This is a genomic window from uncultured Williamsia sp. (genome assembly GCF_947494875.1).
Lineage (GTDB): Bacteria > Actinomycetota > Actinomycetes > Mycobacteriales > Mycobacteriaceae > Williamsia_A.
The window spans coordinates 353,935-377,607 of record NZ_CANLWM010000006.1 but is presented as its reverse complement, the minus strand read 5'-3'; the positions used below and the strand labels follow the sequence as shown (position 1 = coordinate 377,607).

General features: G+C 70.5%; 17 protein-coding genes. 5 read left to right on the top strand and 12 right to left on the bottom strand.

Features of this window, described 5'->3' with window-relative positions:
* Position 1: 1 nt before the first annotated feature.
* Entirely contained in the window at positions 2-1,141 is a 1,140-nt protein-coding gene (locus tag Q1A98_RS16040) for an MBL fold metallo-hydrolase (protein ID WP_299575339.1), read from the bottom strand.
* Positions 1,138-1,794 (bottom strand): SDR family oxidoreductase, encoded by a 657-nt coding sequence (locus Q1A98_RS16035; RefSeq protein ID WP_299575338.1) that lies wholly within the window; start codon positions 1,792-1,794, stop codon positions 1,138-1,140. Before Q1A98_RS16035 ends, Q1A98_RS16040 begins: the two co-directional genes overlap by 4 nt.
* A gap of 236 nt (positions 1,795-2,030) precedes the next feature.
* On the opposite strand from Q1A98_RS16035, the gene Q1A98_RS16030 reads away from it, so the two are divergent.
* The 3 genes from Q1A98_RS16030 to Q1A98_RS16020 all read left to right on the top strand — a co-directional run bounded on the left by Q1A98_RS16030 (position 2,031) and on the right by Q1A98_RS16020 (position 5,272).
* Positions 2,031-3,287 carry a cytochrome P450 gene (locus Q1A98_RS16030; RefSeq protein WP_299575337.1) on the top strand — a complete coding sequence of 419 codons (1,257 nt, stop codon included), beginning with the start codon at positions 2,031-2,033 and terminating at the stop codon, positions 3,285-3,287.
* Positions 3,288-3,447: 160 nt separating this feature from the next.
* Complete coding sequence (locus tag Q1A98_RS16025; protein WP_299575336.1) at positions 3,448-4,341, top strand: SGNH/GDSL hydrolase family protein; 894 nt, start codon at positions 3,448-3,450, stop codon at positions 4,339-4,341.
* A gap of 4 nt (positions 4,342-4,345) precedes the next feature.
* Complete coding sequence (locus Q1A98_RS16020; RefSeq protein WP_299575335.1) at positions 4,346-5,272, top strand: SGNH/GDSL hydrolase family protein; 927 nt, start codon at positions 4,346-4,348, stop codon at positions 5,270-5,272.
* A gap of 202 nt (positions 5,273-5,474) precedes the next feature.
* On the opposite strand, the gene Q1A98_RS16015 is transcribed toward Q1A98_RS16020, so the two are convergent.
* The 7 genes from Q1A98_RS16015 to lysX all read right to left on the bottom strand — a co-directional run bounded on the left by Q1A98_RS16015 (position 5,475) and on the right by lysX (position 16,440).
* Positions 5,475-5,825 (bottom strand): hypothetical protein, encoded by a 351-nt coding sequence (locus tag Q1A98_RS16015; RefSeq protein WP_299575334.1) that lies wholly within the window; start codon positions 5,823-5,825, stop codon positions 5,475-5,477.
* 79 nt (positions 5,826-5,904) lie between these two features.
* A complete protein-coding gene (locus Q1A98_RS16010; protein WP_299575333.1) occupies positions 5,905-8,178 on the bottom strand; it encodes an FUSC family protein in 2,274 nt (757 codons plus the stop codon).
* A 60-nt stretch (positions 8,179-8,238) separates the two neighbouring features.
* Complete coding sequence (locus Q1A98_RS16005) at positions 8,239-9,972, bottom strand: twin-arginine translocation signal domain-containing protein (protein WP_299575332.1); 1,734 nt, start codon at positions 9,970-9,972, stop codon at positions 8,239-8,241.
* Between the two features lie 131 nt (positions 9,973-10,103).
* Entirely contained in the window at positions 10,104-10,895 is a 792-nt protein-coding gene (locus tag Q1A98_RS16000; protein ID WP_299575331.1) for a DUF1295 domain-containing protein, read from the bottom strand.
* Between the two features lie 60 nt (positions 10,896-10,955).
* A complete protein-coding gene (locus tag Q1A98_RS15995; RefSeq protein ID WP_299575330.1) occupies positions 10,956-12,263 on the bottom strand; it encodes a cyclopropane-fatty-acyl-phospholipid synthase family protein in 1,308 nt (435 codons plus the stop codon).
* Positions 12,260-12,937 carry an alpha/beta fold hydrolase gene (locus tag Q1A98_RS15990; RefSeq protein WP_299575329.1) on the bottom strand — a complete coding sequence of 226 codons (678 nt, stop codon included), beginning with the start codon at positions 12,935-12,937 and terminating at the stop codon, positions 12,260-12,262. Before Q1A98_RS15990 ends, Q1A98_RS15995 begins: the two co-directional genes overlap by 4 nt.
* A gap of 89 nt (positions 12,938-13,026) precedes the next feature.
* Positions 13,027-16,440: a bifunctional lysylphosphatidylglycerol synthetase/lysine--tRNA ligase LysX gene (lysX, locus tag Q1A98_RS15985; protein WP_299575328.1), complete on the bottom strand. Its 3,414-nt coding sequence runs from the start codon at positions 16,438-16,440 to the stop codon at positions 13,027-13,029.
* A gap of 184 nt (positions 16,441-16,624) precedes the next feature.
* Here lysX and Q1A98_RS15980 point away from each other — a divergent pair, with 184 nt between their 5' ends.
* On the top strand, positions 16,625-19,030 hold the full coding sequence (locus Q1A98_RS15980; RefSeq protein WP_299575327.1) for an amino acid permease: 2,406 nt from the start codon (positions 16,625-16,627) through the stop codon (positions 19,028-19,030).
* A gap of 88 nt (positions 19,031-19,118) precedes the next feature.
* Here the strand turns inward: Q1A98_RS15980 and Q1A98_RS15975 are convergent, their stop codons facing one another.
* From Q1A98_RS15975 to Q1A98_RS15965, 3 genes are all read right to left on the bottom strand, one after another.
* Positions 19,119-20,429 (bottom strand): NAD(P)/FAD-dependent oxidoreductase, encoded by a 1,311-nt coding sequence (locus Q1A98_RS15975; protein WP_299575326.1) that lies wholly within the window; start codon positions 20,427-20,429, stop codon positions 19,119-19,121.
* Between the two features lie 67 nt (positions 20,430-20,496).
* Positions 20,497-20,949 (bottom strand): DUF5994 family protein, encoded by a 453-nt coding sequence (locus Q1A98_RS15970; protein WP_299575325.1) that lies wholly within the window; start codon positions 20,947-20,949, stop codon positions 20,497-20,499.
* Positions 20,950-21,084: 135 nt separating this feature from the next.
* Complete coding sequence (locus Q1A98_RS15965) at positions 21,085-22,053, bottom strand: ADP-ribosylglycohydrolase family protein (protein WP_299575324.1); 969 nt, start codon at positions 22,051-22,053, stop codon at positions 21,085-21,087.
* A 61-nt stretch (positions 22,054-22,114) separates the two neighbouring features.
* Between Q1A98_RS15965 and Q1A98_RS15960 the strand changes: the two genes are divergently transcribed.
* Positions 22,115-23,611 (top strand): amino acid permease, encoded by a 1,497-nt coding sequence (locus Q1A98_RS15960; RefSeq protein ID WP_299575323.1) that lies wholly within the window; start codon positions 22,115-22,117, stop codon positions 23,609-23,611.
* Positions 23,612-23,673: the final 62 nt, after the last annotated feature.

Genomic DNA, 23,673 nt, shown 5'->3' with positions numbered 1-23,673 from the left:
ACTATCCCGCCACCGATCGCCACCACGAGGCCGTGTCGATGCCCGGGCCGGTGCGGTCGCTGACGTCGATCCGGGCGCCGGGCGCCGGGGTCGCGGTGACGACGTCGTGCTCGGCCGCAACGGCGAGCATCCGCGCGACGGGCTCGGCCCACGGGTGCAGCGCGAGGTTGAACGTCGCCCAGTGGATGGGGACCATCAGCGAGTTCGTCCGCTCGTCGCCGGCGAGCATCGTGTGCAGGGCGACGGCCTCCTCCGGGTCCACATGGGCGTCGGGCCATGAACGGTCGTAGGCGCCGATCGGGACCAGCGTCAGCTCGTATGGACCGGTGTCTCGGCCGGCGTCCGCGTAGCTCTCGGTGAAACCGGTGTCGCCGGTGAAGAACGCCGAGCGCGTGGGGCCGTGGATGCCCCAGCTCACCCACTGCGTCAGGTTGCGGACCACGCCGCGTCCGGAGAAGTGCCGGGCGGAAATGCAGTCGAACGACAGATCCCCGACCGTGATCCGCTCACCCCAGTCACCCTCGTCGATGCGGTCGGCGGCGATGCCCCAGTACTCGAGGTGCGCGCCCACACCCACCGGGGCGACGAATCGCGCCGACGGCTGCGAGCGTGCGATCGCGACGACCGTGGCCATGTCGAGGTGGTCGTAGTGGTCGTGGCTGATGAGGACGACGTCCAGCGCGGGCAGTTCGGCCACCGTCAGGGGGACGTCGTGCATACGGGCGGGACCGACCAGCTGCGACGGCGAGCACCGCCGGGAGAAGACCGGGTCGGTAAGCACGCGACGCCCGTCGATCTCGACGATCGCACTCGCGTGCCCGAGCCAGGTCACGGCCAGCGACGCGGCGTCGGCGCGGAGGTCCGGGGTGACCACCGGCACCGGTCGCGGCGGTTCACCGCGACGTCGCTGGCGGATCATGTCGACGGCCGTGCCGCGGTCGGGATTGATCTCCGACGCCGGCTCGCGGTTGGCGAAGAAGCCCTCGGTCTGGTGGGGCGATCGCGCGACGTGGGGCGCGATCTGTTCCGGTGACGCGCCGAACGCGCGGCCGGTGGCGGATCCCGCCGCCGCCAGCCCCGACGTCACGGCCTCGACGGTGCCCACACCCGCCGTGGTGACCAGCCTGCGCAGCGGCGTCATGCGCCCGCCACGGCGTCCGCGATCGGGGTGTCCCCCGCGGTGAACTCGATCATCCGGCCGACGCTACCGGGGGTCTCGAGGACCGCCGTGATGACCGCGGCGACATCGGCACGCGAGACCTTCGTCCCGCGCTCGGCACCCTGCTCCTTGGTGGTGATGGTGCCGGTGGCGTCGTCGTCGGAGAGGGTGCTGGGAGCGACGATGGTCCAGTCGAGGTCGCTGGCGCGCAGGTACTGGTCCGCGTCACCCTTCGCCTCGGCGTAGGCGTAGAAGGAGTCGTCCGGGTCGACGCCGTGGTCGGTCGAGGCCCCGAAGTACGACACCATCACGTAGCGCGTGATCGACGCGGCCGACGCGGCGTCGATGGTCCGCATCGCGGCGTCCCGGTCGACGGCGTAGGTGCGGTCGGGGTTGCCACCGCCCGCTCCGGCCGAGAAGACGATCGCGTCGTGACCGTCCAGTGCCTCGACGATGTCCTCGGTGGACGCCTTCTCGACGTCGAGGACGATCGGCGTCGCGCCCCGGGCGGCGACGTCGTCGGACTGGCCGGCGTCGCGGATCACCGACGACACCTCGTGGCCGTCATCGGTGAGGAGCTTCGCCGCCTGCAGTGCGATCTTGCCGTGACCTCCGATGATGGCGATGCGTGACATGTGGTCCTCCTCGTGTCGCCGCGGTCGGCGACGTCGTCTGATCGCCGCTCGTGTGCTCGTCGGCGATCTCTTCGGCCCGTTCTCGACCCGTCGGACCGTGCCAACGTCTCCGCCCGTCCGCACATTTCTCTTGCCGTCCCGCCGCCCGGTCGATAGATTGTTTCGTGTCGCTAAGCAAGACGTTGTCATGAGCAACTGTCGCCGTCGTCGGGCGGCCCCGACGGAAGGAACCAGCCGTGACCATCACCCGTGAATCCGATCTCGACCAGGTGCTCGACTACCCGTTCAACCGCCCGGACTCGTTGCGCCTCGCGGACGAGTACGCACACATCCGACGGACCACCGGCCTCGCCCGGGTCCGCATGCCGTTCGGGGAGGAGGGGTGGCTGGCCACGCGGTACGAGGACGTCCGGACCGTCCTGGCCGACCCGCGCTTCAGCCGTGCTGTCGCCGCCCACCACGACGAACCCCGGATGCGGGCCGGTCGGGTGACCTCGGGGATCCTCTCGATGGACCCGCCGGACCACTCGCGTCTGCGGACCCTGGTGTCGCGTGCCTTCACCCCTCGCCGCATCGAGTCGCTGCGCCCCAAGGCCGCGTCCATCTGTGCCGACCTCGTCGAGGGGATGCGTGCCGAGCACGCCCGCACCGGGCGGCCGGTCGACCTCGTCGACGGCTTCGCGCTCCCCCTGCCGGTGCAGGTGATCTGTGAGCTCCTCGGCGTCCCGACGGCCGATCGGGACCGGTTCCGCCGGTGGAGCGACGACGCGATGTCGACGACGACACTCACCTCGGAGGAGTTCGACGCCAGCCGTGAGGAGTTCCGCGCGTACATGCGGGACCTGCTGGCCGACAAACGGTCTCGTCGTGCCGCCGGCGAGGCCCCTGACGATCTCATGTGCGCGCTGCTCGACGCCCGCGACGGCGAGGACCGCCTCACCGAGCTCGAACTGATCGACCTGTGCAACGGCATCCTCGTCGCCGGCCACGAGACCACCGCGTCGCAGATCCCCAACTTCCTGCTGTTCCTCATGGGGCGCCCCGACGAGTTCGGGTCGTTGCCGATCTCCGACGACGCGTGGCGGTCCCTGCACGACGACCCGTCGATGGTGCCCGGGGTCGTGGAGGAGCTGATGCGTCTGGTGCCGCTGGGCCTCGGCGGCGGCCAGGCCCGATACGCCACCGAGGACGTCGAGCTGTCCGGTGTGGTCGTACGGGCCGGCGAACCGGTGCTCGTGAGCGTGGCCGCAGCCAACCGGGACCCCGAGGTGTTCGACCGGCCCGAGGAGTTCGACCCCTCTCGCGGGCGATCGGGGCACATCGGCTTCGGCCACGGCGCGCACCACTGCCTCGGCGCCGCGCTGGCCCGTGTCGAGCTGCAGGAAGCGCTGACGGCCCTCAGTGGCGCCTTCCCCGACCTGCGGGTCACCGACGTCGACTGGAAGTCGGAGATGGTCGTGCGCGGGCCCCGCCACCTCGGTGTCACCTGGTGAGATGACAGCGTGTCCGGTTCTGAAGGTCCGGATCTCGTGATCTCTCACAAGCCCGCCTCGAGTTCGACAGGCGTTGGGGTCCTGGACACCGCGATGGTGCATGATCCGGTCGGGGGCTGGACCTTCTGGTGCGTCGGCGCCGGGGACGCGAGGGGGAGACGTGCGAGCAGTGCTGCGATCGGGATGGATGCGGGCCGCGATGGCCGCCATGATCGGAGCGGTCGCCCTGCCGGTGATGGCCGGCACCGCCCCCGCCGGTGCCGAACCGGCCGGGTCCGGACCCATCCGCTACGTCGCGCTGGGTGACTCCCGTGGCGCCGCCCCGTCGCTCACCACCCTCCTCGAACCGAGTGGGTGCGCGCGGTCGGGCCAGGGCTACCCGTACCGCGTGCGGGCCGCGCTGAAGCCCTCCTCGTTCACCGATGCGACCTGCGTCGCCGCGACGACCGACGACATCGTCGACCGCGGCCAGCGGACCCCGGTGCCGCCGTTCCGGACGACGCGCCCGCAGATCGAGGCCCTGCGCCCGGACACGAACCTGGTGACGCTGTCGATCGGCGGCAACGACATCGCCTGGGCGTCTCTCATCCAGCCCTGTTTCGGCGTGAGCGACCAGATCGACAGCGGATGTCGCCGAGACGCGGGACTACGCGCCCGGCAGGACGCCGCGCTCGCCGGTCTCCTGCCGAAGCTGCAGCGTGTACTCGACGCCATCCGGCAGCGTTCGCCGCAGGCGCGTGTCGTCGTCGTGGGCCACGGTGGCTACTACGGACCGGTCGGCTGCTTCCCCACCGCGACCGTCAGCCGCGCCGACATGGTTTTCGTGGCCGACTTCTTCCGCCGCTTCGACGCGACCCTCGCGCAGGGCGCGGCCTCACGCGGGGCGACCTTCGTCGACATCGCCGGCCCCGCCGTCGGACACGACGCGTGCGCACCGGTCGGCACCCGCTGGTTCGCGGGGCAGTTCCCGTCGGGCCTGACTCCCCCGAACCATCCGACGCCGCTCGGCAGCGCGTCGATGGGTGATCTCGTGGTGCGCGCCCTACGATCCTGAACTCATGAGAACGCCTCGCCGCGCCACCGCGCGCCGGCGGTCGTCGGCTGCCGTCCTGCTCGCCGTGATCGCGGTGCTCGTCGGCCACCTGACGGCGGCGTCGGCGACCCCGCTGCCGGACCCCAGCGGCGAGGCGAGCGCCCCGGCGACGTCGGCCGTGCACTACGTCGCCCTCGGTGACTCGCGCGCAGCGGGTCTGACCACCACGTCCCAGGCGGGCGGTGACGGGTGCGGTCGGACCGACGCCGGGTACCCGGAACTGGTGGCGCGGGCACTCGGGGTCGCGTCGTTCACCACCGTCGCCTGCGGCGGCGCGGTGGCGGCCGACGTCGTCGATCGCGGACAGTCGACGAGCAACGGTCGGCGCGTCCCGGTGCAGACCGCCGTGTTGCGTCCGGACACCACCCTGGTGACCCTGTCCGTCGGCGGCAACGACATCCGCTGGTTCGGCATCGTCGACCACTGCATGGAGGCCACGCCCGGCCGGGACCGCGACTGCCGCGCCGACCCGGCACTGCCGGGGCTGATCGCCGGGCGGCTGGCGACGCTGTCGACTCGGCTCGATCACGTCCTCGCCGGCGTCCGAGCGCACGCGCCGTCCGCACGCCTCCTGGTGGTGGGCCACGGCGGATACTTCGGGCCGCGCGGGTGTCCTGGAGAGGCCCCGTTCAGCGACGCCGACGCACCCGTGGTCGCCGGGTTCTTCCGTCAGCTCGACGGCGTCTACCTGGCCGCGGCAGAGCGGGCCGGCGCCGGGTTCGTCGATGTCGGGGCCGCGGCGGTCGGTCACGACTCGTGCGCCGCCCCCGGGCAGCGTTGGTTCACGGGAGTCCGTCCGGCAGAGGGGGTCCCGTCGACGCACCCGACCCCGGCGGGCAGCGAGGGCATCGCGAAGGCCGTCGTCGCCACCCTCGCCCTCTCCCTGACCTGACCCCCTCCATCCCCGTTCGTTGGGCGGCAGGAACCGTTCGTTGGGCGGCTGGAACCGTTCGTTGGGCGGCTGGAACCGTTCGTTGGGCGGCTGGAACCGTTCGTTGGGCGGTAGGAGCGCCTGGCGGCGCCGACCGCCCGATGAGTGGTTCCGGATGCACGACAGTGGATTCGGCGGCCCGGCGACAGGGTGCCCGGATCGGTCAGATCAGCACGCCGACGTTGTTGAACGGGTTCAGGTCGCCGTTGCCGGAAGTGGTGAGAAACGCATTCGGATACGGCGACCCCGGAGGGCAATCCAGGATGTGGTACGTCGACGACTGGCCGGCCGCGAGGGTCGTCGGGAAGGTCGACAGACGGCCGAACGTGAGTGAGTAGAGCGACACGCCCGTCGCGGTGGCACCGCCGACGTTCGTCACGGTGATGTCGCACGAGTTCCGGGTGATCGACAGACTGAGATCCGGGATGCCGGGTGCCGCGGAAGCAGTCGGTGCGACGACGATCGCGGCACCGATCATGGCGAGTCCGGCAGCGGCGGTGAGCATTCTGCGCATTCGGGGTTCCTCTCGACAGGTCCCCGACCCACGTCATGAATAGCACATTCGTACGGCCGAACGGAAGAGCTGATGCGGCTCAGATACGCACCCGTGTCAGGGCCGCCGCGTGGTCGAGACGATCGAGCGCGCGGACGGCGATGCGGGTCGCCGTCGGCAGCTGTTCGGGGTCGCGGGCGACGAGCGCGGTCACCGGCGTCTGCTCCATGGCGTGGGAGCGGGTGCCTTCGTAACCGTCGGACTCGCCGCCGGCCTCCCGCACCACCGACCGCAGCGCGGCGACCGACTCGCGCACGTCGTCCCTCCCCGACCGCAACGCCTCGCGGACCTCCGGTGACGGCGCGGTCCCGGGATCGGCTCCGGCAGCGACGATCCCGGCGCGCGTCAACGCGTGCGCGGCCCGATCACACGCCTCGAGCACGCGCACCAGCCGCGCGGTGGACCGCCGCGCCCGGCTGGCCGGCGCCACCCGCAACGACCGCCGGTCGGAGGTGCCCACCTGTAGCGGTCGCGCCGCGGTCTGCAGGGCCTGCAACGCCAGGTCGAGTCGACGGGCGGCGGGCACGAGGTCCACCTCGCGCCCCGGTTCGACGACCGAGTCGACGCACTGCACGATGAGCTCGTCGAGGGCCTCGAGGTAGTCGTCGACCTTCTCGCGCACGGTTTCCCGCGTTCGGGTCGGCAGGATGAAGTAGGCGGCCGCGATGCCGACGCTCGCTCCGACGCACGTCTCGACGATCCGCAGCTCCAGAACAGCGACGCTGAACGTCCCGAGCAGCCCGTAGAGCATCGCCAACAGCACCGTGATGAAGAAGACGAGCAGCCCGTTGGCCACCGCGACGAGATAGAACGCGAAGAACACGCAGACGACGATGAGCGCCAACTGCACCGGCGGATTGTGTCCGACGAGGGCGGCGAGCAGCACGCCCGCGATCACCCCGACGACGGTCCCGACGATGCGATGCCCTGCGCGGGTGAGGATCTCACCGCGGGTCGTGGTGCCGGTGAAGACGACGAACGCCGACAGCACCGCCCAGTACCACCGCGCCGGCGACACCAGCTCGCCCAGCACGGTCGCGACGGACGTGGCGATGGCCACCTGGATGGCGGTGCGGGTCGTCGGCTCGAGGCGGCCGAACCACCCTGCCGTCTCCGACGACGAGAACCAGCGCCGAGGCTCCGACGGCGACGTCTCGTCCTTGTCACCGGGCCCGGCCGCTGTCGTGGGCGCGGGCTCCGGTGCACTCGACCGCTCCCCCGCCGCCTCCCGCTCGATCGCGTGCGCGGCGACACGGTGCACGGCGGTGTGCGCCCGCACCGCGCGCGCGACGGACCGGATGACGATGGACTCCTGGTCGCTGCCGGTCGCCGCGGCCTCGGCCTTCGTCACGACCCGCCGTGCGGACCGGAGTTCCTCGTCGGTGGGTGTGTTGTGCAGGGCGACGCGCAGCGCCGCGAACACCCGGCGCACCGGGTCCGACAGTCTCGTCGGGTCGGCACCGCGCATCGCGAACGCGACCTGCTCGGTGGCCTGCTGCGCGTCGAAGATGCGGCGCGACAGGTCGTTCCCGGTCACCGACACGTGTGCGCCGGCGACGTTGCGGTCGAGCCAGTCCTCGATCATGAGCGCGGTGTTGGCCAGCCGCTCGAGCTTCTCGGCGACGGCCCGCCGAGGCCCGGCCTCGTGACGTCCGGGGATCGCCGGGGCGTGACCGTCCGCCCCCAGGGGGTCGATGGTGTCGACGACGTCGAGCGCCGACGCGCGCAGCGCCCGGGTGAGACGGGTGAGTTCGGCTCCGGCCCACTCCCGTTGGAAGAGGTAGCGCACCGTCAGCGACGCCGCGATCCCGATCACGATGGCCATCAGCAGGTACGGCAGCTGCGCCGTCTGGGCGCGGAGGAACAGCGCGAAGAAGTAGGAGATGAAGGCGCCCATGCCGAGCGCGAAACCGCGGGGCCCGAACCGCCGCACGTACACGGCGGTGAACAGCACGACGATGAACCCGGCGTCGGCGGCGACGCGGTACGGGCCGAGCAGGGTCGACACGGTCACGGCGATCGCCGCGGGCACCGCGATCAACCCCGTCGTGAGCAACCGTCCCCGGGCCGTGCGGTCCCGCACGACGAACGACGAGAACATCGCCACCACGGACCCGAGCATCGCCACCGTGATGGGTTGGCCCAGCGCCTTCGTCGTGACGACGAGGCAGACGAGGGCGACGACCAGCGTCGACGTCGTCTGACTGGCGCTGCGCAGCCGCAACTGCCCCGGGTCGGAGACGACGAGGAACCGGACGAGTCGGGCGGGGGTGTCACCGACGCCGCGTGACGTCATCCCCCGCGGCCGGCCCATGGCGGCAAGCCTACGGCCCGGCGGGGTCGTCGCCGCTCACGAACGGCGACGCCCCGGACGTCAGGACCCGAAGCCCACGCCCAGCGGAACGCGGCGGGCGAACGTCAGGCGGTCGAACTCGCGGCCGTACTCGTCGATCGCCGAGATGTCCATGCGCGAGTCGAATCCGGGCAGGCCCGGGGTGACGTCGATGCTGATGAACGAGTAGTTGCGGAACCGCACCCGCGACCACTCGACGCTCTCGGTCTGCTTCTTCCCGTCGGAGGTCCACACATAGCTGTTCGGCACGGTGTCGTCGGCGACGACCTTGCCGCGGTAGCTCTCCGACTCCCCCGGCTGGAACTCGTAGCGGGGCCGACCGCCCCCACCGACGGTGTAGTAGACGGTCCCGTCGACCTTCGGCGACACCGTCGAGCGGTCGGGGGCGGCCTTGCGCGGCTGACCGTTCCGGATCGGGTCGGTGCGCTCGAAGATGTGGTTGTGCGCCTGGAAGACGGCGTCGACCTGGTACTGGTCGAACAGCTTCGCCCACGCCGCCCGGACGCCGCCGTCGCTCGCGTGCTGCGCGGTCGTCGAGTACGCGCAGTGATGGAAGAAGCAGACGATGAAGTCGATGTTCGGGTCGTTCCGCAAGTGGGCGAGCGTCGAGGCGACCCACGACGTCTGCGCGCCGCCGCTGTACCCGGTGTTGGCCGTGATCTCGAAGGAAACGTCGTTCGCGTCGAGCGACAGCACAGCGACGTTGCCGTAGGTGACCGAGAACACCGACGGGCACCCGGCGGGACCGTTCGTGGGCATGTCGAGGCGCGCCGCGTGACCGCCGTAGCCGTGGGGCGAGTAGAGGGCCTCCATGTCGTGGTTGCCGGTGGCGAACATCCACGGCGCGCGCGACGCGCTCTTCTCGATGGCGGCGAGGTAGCCGTCCCAGACGTAGGGGTTGTACTTGTCGAAGCCCGACGCCGCGCTGCCACCGCTGGGCACGAACTGCAGCGGCTTGCCGCCACCCGAGGGGTCCGCGTAGGCGATGTCGCCGGCGAGGATGTGGAAGGCCGGGTTACGCGCGGCGATCGCGTTCACGATGTTCGCGGCGTGCGGTGCGGTGGGGTCGTTGTCCGCCTTGTAGTAGCGATCGTCGTAGTCGCCGGCCTTGAGGCCGGGCGGCTGCGTCGGGGTGGTGTCGGTGCCCTGGTCGCCCATCATCGTGAACCGGAACGGCAGGCTGCGTCCCGGACGCAGACCGGTCGATGCGCTGCGGATGTCGGTGGTGCGCCCGTCGGCGGTGCGCCAGCGGTAGAAGTGCGGAAGGTGCGGGGGCAGGCCGTCGACCGCGGCGTGGACGTAGAACTGCTCGGCGCCGAGGATTCCGCCGGAACTGATCGGCACCTGGCTGACCAGGTTGCGGACCTCGGCGACGGTGGTGGCACCGAGTGCGGGCGTCGGGCCGTGGTCGAGGAAGACCTTTGCCCCGCCCGGGTTGCGGGAGAGCTGCGCGGAGAAGCGGAGCTGGCTGGCGGCGTCGTTGCCGAACGCCACGTGCCGGCCGCCGACGGCGATCGGGGCGTCCGCGGCGTAGGCGATGCCCGACCACGCGAGGTTGCCCATCCCGGCGGCAGCGGCGACGGCGGCGGACCCGTACAGGAAATTGCGTCGGCTGACGCTGTGGCGCTTGAGGTTCCAGCGGTGCCACTCGTGCTGTTCGGCGGTGGTCATCGACGCCGCGACCTCCCGCGGGATGCCGGTGTCGACGGTTTCTCCGAGGGGGTTCGCGCGCGCGGGGGACACAGTGTCGGCCATGCATATGAGACCACCGTCCCGGCCCGGCACCACGGTGTCGGGCAGGAGGCGCGAAGGTGAACGACGGGTGAAGGTAGTGAACTGCCGCCAATCGGACATGGCGTGCGGCGTCACGCCGGCGGCAGGGACGATCAGGCCTTCTTCGGTGGCAGCGGGACGAAGTAGCTGGTGCGCTGTTGATATTCGCGATAGCCGGGTCGCTCCGCCATGTGCTGCTCGAGCAGTCGCGCGCCGGTCGCGAACACCAGGAAGTAGGTCATGGCGACCGGCGACAAGATCGTCGCGACGGTGGGCCAGAAGGTGCAGCACACCAGGAACGTGCCCCACCAGACGCAGGCGTCGCCGAAATAGTTGGGATGTCGCGTGTAGCGCCACAGACCCGTGTCCATGACCGTGCCCTTGTTCGAGGGATCGGCCTTGAACCGGTCCATCTGCAGGTCGCCGACGGTCTCGAACGTGACGCCGAGAACCCAGACCAGCACCCCGATGACGGCGAGGTACCAGAGCGTGCCGTGCGCGACCGAGGACACCTGCAGCGGCAGCGAGACGAACCACAGCGCGGGGCCCTGCGTCGCGTAGATCTTGGTGATGGCGGTCAGAGCACGGTTGCCGCCCGCGTCGTCGAGGAGCTTCTCGTAGCGCGGGTCCTCACCCTTGCCGCGCGAGCGTCGGAACATCGACGACGCCAATCGCAGACCCCAGACACCGATGAGGACGAGGACGAGCAGTCGACGCCAGAGGTCGCCGTTGCCGAGGATCGCGGTGATCGCCGCGATCAGCACGAAGCCGAGACCCCACGTCACGTCGACGACGTTGTGCCGACCGATCGAGAAGCCGATGGCCGCGGTGATCGCCAGCAGGATGATCACGCCGGCGATGCTCGCGCCGGTCACGATGCCGAACTGACTCCAGTCGAAACTCATTGCCGACACCTCCGGCTCGGGTGATGCACGCTGACGTCGAGGTCAGCGTCGGGGCGTCGCTCAGAAATTCCGGACCGGCGGCATCGACGAGCGGCCGCGGGCGTCGGGCCGCACCGACAGGATCTGATCGACACCCATACGGCCGTCACGGAACGCCATCCCGCCGCCGACGAGGTACAGCCGCCACACGCGGGCGACCTCCTCACCGACCATGGCGACCACATCGTCCCAGCGGTTCTCGAACGTCTCGTACCAGACGTCGACGGTGCGCACGTAGTGCTCGCGCATGGCGTGCACGTCGCGGACCTCGAGCCCGGACTCCTCGATCATCGCGACCGTCTCACCGACGGGGCGCATGAACATGTCCGGGGCGATGAACTGCTCGATGAACGGGCCGCCACCGGGGTTGTCGCCCTTCTTGCGCGACATCTGCTGGATGAGCACGCGCCCGCCCTCGATCACGTTGTCGTGCAACGCCTTCGTGTACGTCGGGTAGTTCTCCTGACCGACGTGCTCGCCCATCTCGATCGACGCGACGGCGTCGAACGGACCGTCGGGGATCTCGCGGTAGTCCTGGATGCGGATCTCGACGCGGTCGCCGAGGCCGCGCTCGGCGATCCGGGCGTCGATGAACGCCTTCTGTTCCTTCGAGATGGTGACGCCGGTGACCTGCGCGCCGTAGGTCTGCGCCGCGTAGAGGCTCAGCGATCCCCAGCCGCATCCGACGTCGAGGAACCGCATGCCCGGGCGTGCGTCGAGCCCGATCTTGCGGCACACCATGTCCAGCTTGTCTCGCTGCGCCTGCTCCAGCGTGTAATCGGGTGCGTCGGAGGTGAAGTAGGCGCTCGAGTACGCCATGTTCGGGTCGAGGACGAGGGCGTAGAAGTCGTTCGAGAGGTCGTAGTGGTGGCTGATCGCGGCGCGGTCGCGCGCGAGGGTGTGCAGCTTGCCCTTCACGACGGCCTGACTCGCCGGGGCGGGCAGCGGTCGGCCGATCGCACCGAGCTTCGCCGCGGACCGGACGAGACGCGCCAGCCGCGACGGGGTGATCGAGATACGCGCGAGATCACGCTCGGCGATCACCGACCACACGTGGGTCAGCGCCGCGTTCAGATCACCCTCGACGTCGAGTTCGTTCGTGACGTAGGCCTGCGCGGCCCCGAGTTCGCCCGGGCTCCACAGGAGGCGACGCAGCGCGTCCGGGCTGCGCAGCACCACGACGGGCGCGTCGGCGGGGCCGGCCTCGCTGCCGTCCCACGCGCGTAGGTGCACGGGCAGCTCGCCGCCGACGTAGGGCGCGAGGAGCTCGGCGATGGTCTGTGCCGCACCGGTCGTGGTGCGCGTCGTCGCGGTCTGGGTGGCGGTCATCGCAGGTTCTCCTGGGGTTCGTGGTTCTCATCGGCGATGCGGGCGGCCGCGGCACCGACCGCCGCGACCACGCGGCGGGTCCAGACCCAGGGCCGCATGAGCATGAAGTGTCCGGCCAGTCCCATCGACAGCCAGCGGGCATCGACGCCGCGGTCGGCCGCGCGCAGGGTCGCCTGCAGCGAGAGCTTGGGACTGGTCCACCGGTCGAGTCGGCCGTGCAGCACCTGGAGGTGCTGGCCGGGCCGCATGAGGTCGGTCTCGGTGCCGTCGGGCCACCAGGGGGCCAGCGCGACGATCGAGTCGACCGACGGGTCGTCGGCGACGGCGGCCGCGGCACGGGCGCCCATCGAGTGGGCCAGCAGCACGACGGGCACGTCACCGTGGCGGTCGCGGATCTTGTCCAGGGCCCACCGCACGTCGGCGACGGGGCTGCGGTCGGCGCCGTTCCACCCCCGGAAGCGGTACTGCAGCATCAGCACCGCGGCGTCGGGCATCGTGCGGGCGACCGCCCGCGCGAAGGGCCGCATCCGCGCGGCGGACAGGTGGTTCGTCTGGGCCGGTTCGGTACTGCGCACCTTGCCGCCGTGCAGGACGAGCACCACGACCGCCGGCGCCGCGACGTGGTGGATCCGGTGCAGGACCGGCGGGTGCGGGCCGGGCGTCGCGGACGTCATGCCTGCCATTCGGCGCCGCCGACGCCGTGGATCTGCTGCCCGTGCGTGTCCGCGATCACCATGCCGACGACGGTACCGACACGCGTGCGCTACTGGGTGGGTCGGACGAACGGGAACGTCAGCGTGGGCCGGATGGTGACGCCGGTCAGCATCATCACCAGGCGGTCGACGCCGAGCCCGAGACCGCCGGTCGGCGGCATGGCGTACCCGAGCGCGTGCAGGAAGTCCTCGTCGAGGCTCATCGCCTCCGGGTCCCCGCCCGCGGCCTGCATCGACTGCGACGTGAGGCGGTCGCGCTGGTCGACGGGATCGGTGAGCTCGGAGTAGGCGGTGCCCAGCTCGGCGCCGAACCCGACGAGGTCCCACTGCTCGGTCAGCCTGGGGTCGGTGCGGTGACGCCGCGCGAGCGGAGACACCTCCTTGGGGAAGTCGCAGTAGAACGTCGGGAAACGGGTCTGCTTCTCCACGAGCGCCTCGTAGAGCTCCATCACCATCTTCCCGGCGGGCATCTCGGAGGCGACCTCGACGCCGTGCTCGGCGCACACCGCGGCGACCTCGGCCTGGGTGCTCGACGACGTCAGCGACGTCCCGGCAGCCCGCGACACCGCCTCGTGCACGGTCATGATCGGCCAGGCGCCGTCGAGCCGGACCTTCTGACGCTCACCGTTCTCGTCGGGCTGGTAGGCCACCGGCTCGCCGTTGATCGCGACGGCCATCGCGAGGATCAACTCGCGGGTCAGCTCGCGCATCGAGTTGTAGTCGCCGTAGGCCTGGTACGCCTCGAGTGAGGTGAACTCCGGGTTGTGTGTGGCGTCGGCGCCCTCGTTGCGGAAGTTGCGGTTCAGCTCGAAGATCGCGCCCATCCCGCTCACGCACAGTCGCTTGAGGTACAGCTCGGGCGCGATGCGCAGGAACAGCTGCTGGTCGTAGGCGTTGATGTGCGTCTTGAACGGTCGGGCCGAGGCGCCGCCGTGCACGGTCTGCAGCATCGGTGTCTCGACCTCGTCGAAGCCGTTGCCCTGCAGGGTGTCGCGCAGCGCCCGGACCCCGCGCGACCGCTTCTGGAGCAGGTCGACGGCGTCGGGGTTGGTCAGCAGGTCCAGCGGCCGGTCCCGGACGCGGACGTCGTCGCCGATCTCCGCGCCGAGCGTCGGCAACGGGTTGAGGCACTTGCCCGCCATCCGCCACGACGACATCGCGATCGACAGCTCTCCCGAGCGCGACGCGACCACCTCACCGGTCACGCTCACCAGGTCACCGGTGTCGACGCGACGGCGGAAGGTCTCGTGCATGCCGCGCTCGGCGACGCGCGCGTCGGACAGGATCTGGATGCGCGCGCGGTCGTCCTCGAGGACGGCGAACTCGACGCCGCCGAGGTCGCGGATCGCGCGGATGCGGCCCGCCACGGACACCGTCGTGCCCGTGCGCTCCCGCGCGGCGAGACCTGCGTGCGCGGCGACGACGTCGGCCACGCGGTCGGTGCGCGGCACCGACACCGGGTACGCCTCGTCGCCCTCGGCGCGGATCCGCTCGAGCTTCGACATCCGCACGCGCTGTTGGTCGTTGAGGCGCGGCGCGGGTGCGCGGGCGACGAGGAACCGGTCGTCGAGCTCGGCGACGCGCGCGAGGAACTCGGCATCGGTGCGTCGCGGTTGTTCCTCCGGCGTCTTGTCGCCGACGAGGAACTTCGGGCCCAGATGCGGTAGGAAACCCTCGGCGACACCGACGGCGATGGCGGCGCGCATCACCGTCAGCGACGGGTGGTAGCAGAGCAGCCGGGGCACCCACACCGGGTGGTACTTCTGGTTCGACCGGTACAGCGACTCGAGCTGATAGAAGCGCGAGGCGAATCCGAGCAGACCGTCGACGGCGCGGGTGATCGGGCCGGCGCCCTCACGCTCGGCGCTGGAGAACACCGACCGGAACACGGCGAAGTTCAACGAGATCCGTCGGACCCCGAGGTCGTGCGAGGCCTCGATGAGTCGGGCCACGAGGTACTCGTTGACACCGTTCTCCGCGGCGCGGTCGCGGCGCATCAGGTCCAGCGACACACCCCGCAGGCCCCACGGCACGAACGACAGGAACGCGCGGATGCGGCCGTCGGTGTCGTGGGCGCAGATGATCAGGCAGCGATCGTCGACGGGGTCGCCGACACGGTTGAGCGCCATGGAGAACCCGCGCTCGGTCTCCTCGCCGCGCCACTCGTCGGCGAGCCGTTCCACCTCGGCGAGCTGCTCGGCGGTGAGGTCGCCGTGGCGGCGGATGGTGGTGGTGTACCCCGCCGCGGTCACGCGGTTCACGGCCTGACGGACCGGCTTCATCGACTGCCCGCGCAGCGTGAAGTCGTCGACGTCGATGATGGCCTCGTCGCCGATCGCGAGCGTCCGCAGCCCCGCCCCGCGGTACACCCGACCGCCCGCCTCGCTCGCCGCGAGCACCGCGGCGTGCAGCGAGTGGACGCGGCAGTTCTCCAGCCATGCCTGCACGGCGGCCGGCCACGACTCCCGATCACCGATGGGGTCGGCGCTGGCCACGCTGGTGCTGCCGACCACGCGGAAGGTGACGGCCGCCTTGCCGTCCGGGGAGAACACGGCCGACTTGTCGCGGCGCGTCGCGAAATACCCGAGCGAGTCGTCCTCGCCGAAGCGCAGGAGCAGCTCGCGCACGCGCAGTTCCTCGTCGGCGTCGACGAAGTCGTTGTCGCGGTTGGCCCGGTACAGCGTCACCAGCGCGAGGATCAGCGCGATGGCCGACATCCATCCCGCGGCCGCGTAGATCCAGTGGTGCCCCTCGTGTCCCTGGAGCACCGCGTCGCCGAGGTCGGCGCGGTCACCGAAGGTCGACCGCAGCGACCAGACGGCCTTCTCGTCGAGCCCGCGGAGTCGACGGGGGAACAGCATCGTGAGCACGAACGTGACGACGAACGACGTGAGGATGCCGCCCACGAGCACCGCCAGCGCCGTCCGAACCGATCCGGGCGCGAGTTCCGCGGTGTAGGCGCGGCGCGAGAACGCCACCGCCACGAAGACCACGACGCCGATCGCCAAGACGACCGACGCGGTCACCACGGACGTACGGAACTGTCCGTAGCCGTCGTCGACGGTGATGTCGTCGGTGTAGAAGGTGATCAGCGCGAGCAGGTCGTCGAGCACCGACAACGCCATCACGAGCATCAGCGCGGTGTGGGCGCCTTTGAACCGGCGCCGGACCGCGCCCGCCAGCGCCAGCACCAGACACACGACGAAGATGCTCGGGTCGGCCGGGAGGTTCAGCGCTCCGAGGATGTCGGTGACGACATCGGTGACGCGGAAGTGCCGCAGCGGGATAGACAGCAGCGAGACGACCGCGGCGAGGGTGAGAAGCCGCGACGACCACCGGGCGACGTGCTCGGCGAAGGTGTCCTGACGGTTTCGCGACGGTCGCGGTCGGCGCGCCGGGGCCGTCGACGGGGTGGGGCGTGCGTCGCTGCCGTCGGGGCGGTCGAGCGTCGGTGCGGCGGACATGAAAACCGAGACTAGCAGCGAGAAGTCGGCGTAATCGGACCTTCGCGACACCCGACGGAGGCGTGTCCGCCGACCGGACGCGCCGGATATGTCCGGACCTGCTCACGCGGCGTGCCACTGCCGCCACGGGGCCGGTCACGGCTGCGTAATGTCTCGGCGGTCGAGCACTTTCGAGAGGGTCGTCATGTCGCAGCAACCCGCGTCGCGTTCCCGCCGCGCCGTCGACCTCCAGCTGTCGCGGGACGTGCCCGAATCGCTCGGGTACGGCTTCAAGAGGTTGTTCCTCGGCAAGCCGATGATCACCGATCAGCTGCGCGACGAACGGCTCACCAACCCGGTCGCCCTCGGTGTCCTCGCGCCGGACGCCATCTCGTCCACCGCGTACGGCAGCGAGCTGATCCTCGTCGAGCTGCTCCCCTACGCCGGCATCGCCGCGTTCTCGCTGTTGTTGCCGATCACCGGCGTCATCCTGGCGATCCTCGTGCTCGTCGCGGCGTCGTACCGCCAGGTGGTGATGGCATACACCCGGGCGGGCGGCTCCTACGTCGTCGCCCGGGAGAACTTCGGCCCCCGGGTCGCGCAGATCGCCGCGGCCGCGCTGCTCATCGACTACGTCGTCACCGTCGCCGTCCAGGCGGCCGCCGGGACCGTCGCGGTGGTGTCGGCGGTGAAGGTGCTCGGGCCGTACAGCCTCGAGATCACCGTCGCCGTCGTGCTGCTGATGTGCCTGATGAACCTGCGTGGCCTGCGTGAGGCGGGTCGACCGTTCGCTTTGCCGACCTACTTCTTCACCGGAATGGTGCTGCTGCTGATCGCCGTGGGTCTGGTGAAGGACTTCACCACCGGCCTGCCGCGGTACATCCCGTCGGAGCTGCCCGGGACCGTCGAGGTCCACCAGGGCGGCGGACTGATCGCCGGTGCGACGATCCTCGTGCTGCTGCGGGCGTTCGCCAACGGCGGTTCGTCGCTCACCGGCGTCGAGGCGATCAGCAACACCGTCGGCTCGTTCCGGAAGCCGGAGGGCACCAACGCCCGTCGGGTGCTCACGGTGATGGCGACAATCCTGTTCGTCCTCCTCAGCGGTGTCGCCTGGCTGGCGCACGAGACCCACGCGACGCCGTACGTCGACGGGTACCCGTCGGTGCTCAGCGAGATAGCCCGCGCGGTGTTCGGGTCGGGCGCGGTGGGCACCACGCTGTACGTCCTGCTGCAGATCGCGACCGCGGCCATCCTGTTCACCGGCGCCAACACCAGCTTCAACGGGTTCCCGGCACTGGCGAACTTCGTCGCCGCCGACCGCTTCCTGCCCCGACAGCTCGGCAAACGCGGGCACCGACTGGTGTTCTCCAACGGCATCATCGTGCTGACCGTCCTCGCGGTGGTGCTGCTGCTGGTCACCGGCGGCTCGGTCAACGCGCTGATCCCCTTCTACGCGATCGGCGTGTTCACCGGCTTCGCGATGGCCGGCTTCGGGATGACGAAACACCATCTGACGCACAAGGAGTCGGGGTGGCGGTACCGGCTGGCGATCAACCTCAGCGCCGGAATCCTGTCGACGATCGTGGTCGCGATCTTCGCGGTCGCCAAGTTCACCGAGGGCGCCTGGCTCGTCGTCGTGGTGTTCCCGCTGCTGGTGTTCATCCTGATCCGGCTCAACCGCGAGTACCGCGCGGAGGCCGCGATCCTCGAGGAGTTCCGGTCGAACCGGCCCGAGCAGGTCAACTACGCCCGCCACACCGCGTTCGTGCTGGTGAACTCCGTCGACCTCGCCGTCCTGGAGGCGCTGCGCTACGGGCACGGTCTGCGCGCCGACGACCTCATCGCGGTGCACCTCGTCGTCGACGCCGCGCAGGCCCGCAAGCTGCGCGAGCGGTGGGAGCACTACGGGCTGACGACGCCGCTGAAGATCATCGACTGCCCCGACCGCCGCATCACCCGCGGCGTGCAGCGACTGGTCGTCGAGGCCCTGTCGGCCGCGCCGCGATCGCACGTGACCGTGCTGCTCCCGCGACGGACGTACGCGCCGTTGCTCGGCCGCCTCCTGCACGACCGCAGCGCCGACAAGATCTCCCGCGCGATCAGCGAGATCCCGCACGCGGCGGCGACGATCATCCCGTTCGACGTGCAGGCCGAGATCCGCAAGGCGTTCCCGGATCTCATGGAGGAGCGGCTCGCACGCCGCGTCGAGTCCTTCCAGGCCCGACTGGCCGAGGAGACCGATCGCGACATCGCCGACCACGACGCCCCGGAGAGCTCGTCGTCGGTGCTGGCCATCAGCGGCCTCATCCCCGGGCACCGCGGGACCATCGAGGGCCGCGTCCGCGACACCTTCGACCGCGTCATCGACGACGACGAGGTGCACATCGTCGAGGTCACCGACGACAGCGGGCTCATGCGGCTGCGGTTCACCGGCAAGGACGGGAGCACCGGCAGCGATCTGGTGCCGGGCCAGCTGGTCCGCGCCGGCGGCAAGGCCCGTCAGGGTCGCAAGGGCACCGTCATCATCGACCCGACCTACGAGATCGTCAGCCAGAACGACGGCGACGAGGCCGCCGCCGACGACGGCAGCAACTCCCCGACCGTGCAGTAGATCCCGCCGACCGTGCGGCAGATCCCGCCGACAGTGCCGATACTCCCCGCCGAGCGGGACAAAACTCCCCGCCGAGCGGGCCGATCCGTCAGGCGTAGGGCCGGCGGGCGGTGTCGGGGTCGCCGTAGGTGATGGCGCGTTCGCCGCGGCTGCCGGCGATGATGGTCGTGGCCCAGCTGGCCAGCGTCCATGCGCGGTTCCGCGTCCCCGCCAGGAACGTGATGTGGATGCCGCCCCACCCGAGCCAGCCGAGGAAACCCGACAGCCGGATCGGGCCCGACTGCAGCAGCGCGTGGTAGCGGGCGATGTAGGCAGCCGTGCCGAGGTCGCGGTACGTGAACGGTGTCCGCGGGTCCGACTTGCCCTCGACGACACGCGCGATGTTGCCGGCGGCGTGGAACCCCGACTGCATGGCGACCTCGGCGACGCCGGGGAGCTCGTCGAGGCTCATCACGTCGCCGACGACGGAGATGCTCGGGTGGCCGGCGATGGTCAGGTCCGGCTGCACGGGGATCGTGCCGCCGCGGCCCTGTGTCACTCCCGTCGCCTCGGCGAGAGCGTGCGCGAACGGCACCGCCTCGACGCCCGCGGTCCACAGGATGGTGTGCGCGTCGATCTGTTCGGTGGCCTTGGTCTTCTTGTCGGTGGTGACGACGTAGTCGCTGCACACGTCGGTGACATGGCGGCCCAACAGGGTGCGGACGCCGATCCGGTCGAGGATCTTCTGTGCCTTCCCCGACAGCTTCGGGTGGAACGACTCGAGCACCCGCTCGCCGCCGTGGACCAGGATCACGTCGGCCTCGGTCGGGTCGATGGTGTCGAACTCCTTCGACAGCGATCGCGTCGCCATCTCGCGGATCTGCCCGGCGAGTTCGACGCCGGTCGGGCCGCCACCGCTGACGACGAAGGTGAGCCACGGCTTGCGCAGGTCGGCGGTCGGCAGGGTCTCGGCGATCTCGAACGACGAGATGATCTTCCGGCGGATGGCGAGCGCGTCGTCGACGGTCTTCATGCCCGGCGCGTACATCGCGAACTGTTCGTTGCCGTGGTAGCTCTGCCGCATCCCCGCCGCGACGATGACGTGGTCGTAGTCGACCTCGAACGTCGTGCCGTCGAAGCGTGTCGCCGTCACGACCTTCGCGTCGACGTCGATGCCCGACGCCTCACCGAGCAGCACCGACAGGTTCTTGTTGCGCCGCAACAGGTGTCGCAGCGGGCTCGCGATCTCACCTTCGGACAGCAACCCGGTCGCGCACTGGTAGAGCAGCGGCTGGAACACGTGCGACGTCCCCCGGTCGAGCAGGGTGACGCGGACATCGGCGCGCTTCAGCCGACGCGCGGCGTACACCCCGCCGAATCCGCCGCCGATGATCAGGACATGGGGTCGCGAGTCGGCCATGGGCCCAATACTGCCCTACCGGGCCTGTGGTCGATCACCGTCAGGGGCCCTGTCCGGGCGGGTCGTCTCAGGTCGCGGATCGCTGGAGCAACGCGGTCATGTCGTCGACCGTGACGACCGAGCCGTCGGCCGAGCACTGCTCGAGGATGGTCGCCGCGGTGTCCGCCGCGGTCTCCGGCGGGATGACCATCAGGGTGAGGGCATCGGTGTCCGCGACGGCGCGGATCTTCACCAGGTGCGAGGGCCAGAAGCGGTACCCGTCGAGACGGATCACCGAGCCCGCGTGCTGCATTCGCCCGCGGGGCGAGTCCCAGTCGCCGGCGTGGAACACCACACGCCCGACGGCGACGACACGATCCCCGAGGGCGGGCAGCAGCAGGTCGACCTCCTCGGGGAGGTCGCGGGAGAACGGCCACCACGCCCCGTCGACCTGGTCGCTGGGGGTGGGCCTGCCCTTGAGGGCGACACGGCCCGTCTCGCGCTCGACGGACACGGTGCTGGTGGAGGGGGACGGCGTCATCAGACGCTCCGATCTACCCGGCGGAGTGACCGGGCGATGCCGCACCGAGAATCACAGGACACCAGCTGGTGTCTCACGCGTCGGTACCTCCCTGACACTACGCCTCACCTGCATCGATGGCGTCGGCGGATCGGTTCAGGAGTGCCCGAGCGTGTCGACCGGGTCCTCCCCGAGGACACGCAACGCGGCGGCCCGGAGGTCCGTCGCGGTCCAGTCCGGGTACCCGTGCAGCATGTCGGTCCACCGGGACGGGATCCCGGAGGTCCCCGCGCACGCGCCGGCCAACGCCGCGGCGATGGCCGCGGTGGTGTCGGTGTCGCCACCGGCACGCACGCAGTTCTCGATGGTCCCGACGACGTCGCCGTCGGCCCTGGTCAGCGCCCACCACGCTGTCTGCAGGGCGTGCACCACCCAGCCGTTGTTCGAGAAGTCCGACGGATTGCCGGACTCGGCCGCGTCGAGCAGGGGCTCCCAGAAGGCGCGCACGTCGGCCTCGCGCTCGGTCAGGTACTCCCGCAGACCGGACCGCTGTCCCGTGCGGATCCCCCGGGCGATGGCCACCGACCACAGCTCGCAGGCCTGGCGTGCCTGCGGGTCGGAATGCGTGAGGTCGCTGATGTCACCGGCGGCCTGCGCGCACGCCGCGTCGTCGGACCGGACGAACGCGACGCCGACCGGGCCGGTCCGCATGAGCGACCCGTTGCCTCCGGTCCGTCCCGACAGTGACGCCGCGCGGGCGGCCATCGACGCGGCGGTGGTGTCGCGATGGGTGAGCACCGACCGTGTCTGATTCCCGATGTCGGCGGGCCGGGTGTCGTACCAGGCGACGAAGGCCTCCGCGACGGCGTCGAGATCGACCGCGCCGGTCGACAGCCCCGCCGTGACGCCGGTGGCCATCGACGTGTCGTCGGTCCACTCCCCGGGCGCCCAGTCGAACGGACCGCCACCGATCATGTCGACGACGACGTCCTGCGGCGGATGGGTGAACTCGTAGCCCGCCCCGACCGCGTCGCCGACAGCACTCCCCAGCAGGGCGCCGACTGCTCGATCCCGCTGCTCCTCATCCAGTTGCATGGTCGCGATCATGCCCTGCGAGTCGGACATTTTCGCCTCCGTTGGCGCGGTCCACGTCGGCCAACCGGACATGCGCAGTAGCGTCAGGTCGGTGGGCATACTGCGGACGAAGAGCGTCGAGGCCATCAACCGCGACGTCGAGAGCGGCGCCGGCGACGGCGAGGGGCGGGGTCTGAAGAAGACCCTCACCACGAGGGACCTCGTCGGCTTCGGTGTCGGCATCGTCATCGGGACGGGCATCTTCACCCTGACGGGCCTCCAGGCGAAGGAGAACGCCGGGCCCGCCGTCGTCATCTCGTTCCTCGTCGCCGGCGTCGTCAGCATGCTCGCCGCGGTCTGTTACGCCGAGCTCGCGTCGTCGGTCCCCACGGCCGGCAGCGCCTACACCTACGCGTACGCGACGCTGGGCGAGGTCTTCGCGTGGATCATCGGGTGGGACCTCGTCCTCGAGTTCGCCCTGGGCGCAGCGGTGGTCGCGCGCAGCTGGTCGGGGTATCTCGCCGACCTGTTCGACCTCCCGAAGTCCCTCTTCACCGAGGACGCGCCGGTGAACATCGGTGCGGTCGCCCTGGTCCTGGTGCTCGGCGCGGTCGCGGCCATCGGGGTGAAAGAGTCCGCGCGGGTGACCAACACCCTCGTCCTCGTGAAGGTGGCGATCTCGGTGTTCATCATCGTCGTCGGCGCGTTCTTCGTCACGAAGGCCAACCTCGTCCCGTTCATCCCGAAGTCCGTGTCGTCGACCGAATCCGTCGGCACACTCGATCAGCCACTGCTGCGGTGGATCGGCGGTTTCGAGCCCGCGACCTACGGTGTCGCGGGGATCTTCACCGCCGCGGCGGTCGTGTTCTTCGCCTACACCGGGTTCGAGGCGGTCGCGAATCTCAGTGAGGAGACGCGTAATCCGGCGCGCGACATCCCCCGCGCGCTGCTCATCGTCCTGGGTCTGTGTACGACGCTGTACGTGCTCGTCGCGTTCGTCGTCACCGGCATGCAGAAGTACACCGACCTCGACGTCAGCGCACCCATCGCGAAGGCGTTCGACGCCAACGACGCGAGTTGGGCCGGGACGCTCATCGCGATCGCCGCGGTCGCCGGACTGACCTCGGTGACGCTGGTCGACATCATCGCCATGAGTCGTATCGGGTTCGCCCTCGGCCGCGACGGTCTGCTGCCCCAGGCGGTGGCGAAGTCGCACCCGCGGTTCGGCACACCGTTCCGCTTCACCGTCGGCACCACGATCTTCGTCGCGATCCTGGGTGGCCTGGTGCCCCTGACCGAGCTGTCGGAGATGGTCAGCATCGGAACGCTGTTCGCGTTCCTCGTGGTGTCCATCGCGGTGCCGGTGCTGCGGCGCACCAAGCCCGACATGAAGCGCCCCTTCCGGGTCCCCTTCTCCCCGGTGGTGCCGATCGTCTCCGCCCTGGCGTGCATCTACCTGATGACGAATCTCGTCGTGGCGACCTGGATCCGGTTCCTGGTCTGGCTCCTGATCGGCATGGTCGTCTACCTCGTCTACGGACGACGGCACGCGCGCCTGGCCGGGAGCGAGCAGGCTCCCGCGACTGTGGCGGAGACCACCGCGGACTGAGCTCGCGCGAGCAGTCGGGCCGGGCGCACGCACGTACACTCGGATCATTAGCGGTACTCACG

Excerpts from the sequence above, each read along its gene's own strand:
- Q1A98_RS15995 (WP_299575330.1), bottom strand. The coding sequence starts at position 12,263 with ATGACCGCCACCCAGACCGCGACGACGCGCACCACGACCGGTGCGGCA.
- Q1A98_RS15980 (WP_299575327.1), top strand. The coding sequence starts at position 16,625 with ATGTCGCAGCAACCCGCGTCGCGTTCCCGCCGCGCCGTCGACCTCCAG.
- Q1A98_RS15970 (WP_299575325.1), bottom strand. The coding sequence starts at position 20,949 with ATGACGCCGTCCCCCTCCACCAGCACCGTGTCCGTCGAGCGCGAGACG.
- Q1A98_RS16010 (WP_299575333.1), bottom strand. The coding sequence starts at position 8,178 with ATGGGCCGGCCGCGGGGGATGACGTCACGCGGCGTCGGTGACACCCCC.
- Q1A98_RS15975 (WP_299575326.1), bottom strand. The coding sequence starts at position 20,429 with ATGGCCGACTCGCGACCCCATGTCCTGATCATCGGCGGCGGATTCGGC.
- Q1A98_RS15990 (WP_299575329.1), bottom strand. The coding sequence starts at position 12,937 with ATGACGTCCGCGACGCCCGGCCCGCACCCGCCGGTCCTGCACCGGATC.
- Q1A98_RS15965 (WP_299575324.1), bottom strand. The coding sequence starts at position 22,053 with ATGTCCGACTCGCAGGGCATGATCGCGACCATGCAACTGGATGAGGAG.
- Q1A98_RS16040 (WP_299575339.1), bottom strand. The coding sequence starts at position 1,141 with ATGACGCCGCTGCGCAGGCTGGTCACCACGGCGGGTGTGGGCACCGTC.
- Q1A98_RS16005 (WP_299575332.1), bottom strand. The coding sequence starts at position 9,972 with ATGGCCGACACTGTGTCCCCCGCGCGCGCGAACCCCCTCGGAGAAACC.
- Q1A98_RS16035 (WP_299575338.1), bottom strand. The coding sequence starts at position 1,794 with ATGTCACGCATCGCCATCATCGGAGGTCACGGCAAGATCGCACTGCAG.
- lysX (WP_299575328.1), bottom strand. The coding sequence starts at position 16,440 with ATGTCCGCCGCACCGACGCTCGACCGCCCCGACGGCAGCGACGCACGC.
- Q1A98_RS16015 (WP_299575334.1), bottom strand. The coding sequence starts at position 5,825 with ATGCGCAGAATGCTCACCGCCGCTGCCGGACTCGCCATGATCGGTGCC.
- Q1A98_RS16000 (WP_299575331.1), bottom strand. The coding sequence starts at position 10,895 with ATGAGTTTCGACTGGAGTCAGTTCGGCATCGTGACCGGCGCGAGCATC.
- Q1A98_RS16020 (WP_299575335.1), top strand. The coding sequence starts at position 4,346 with ATGAGAACGCCTCGCCGCGCCACCGCGCGCCGGCGGTCGTCGGCTGCC.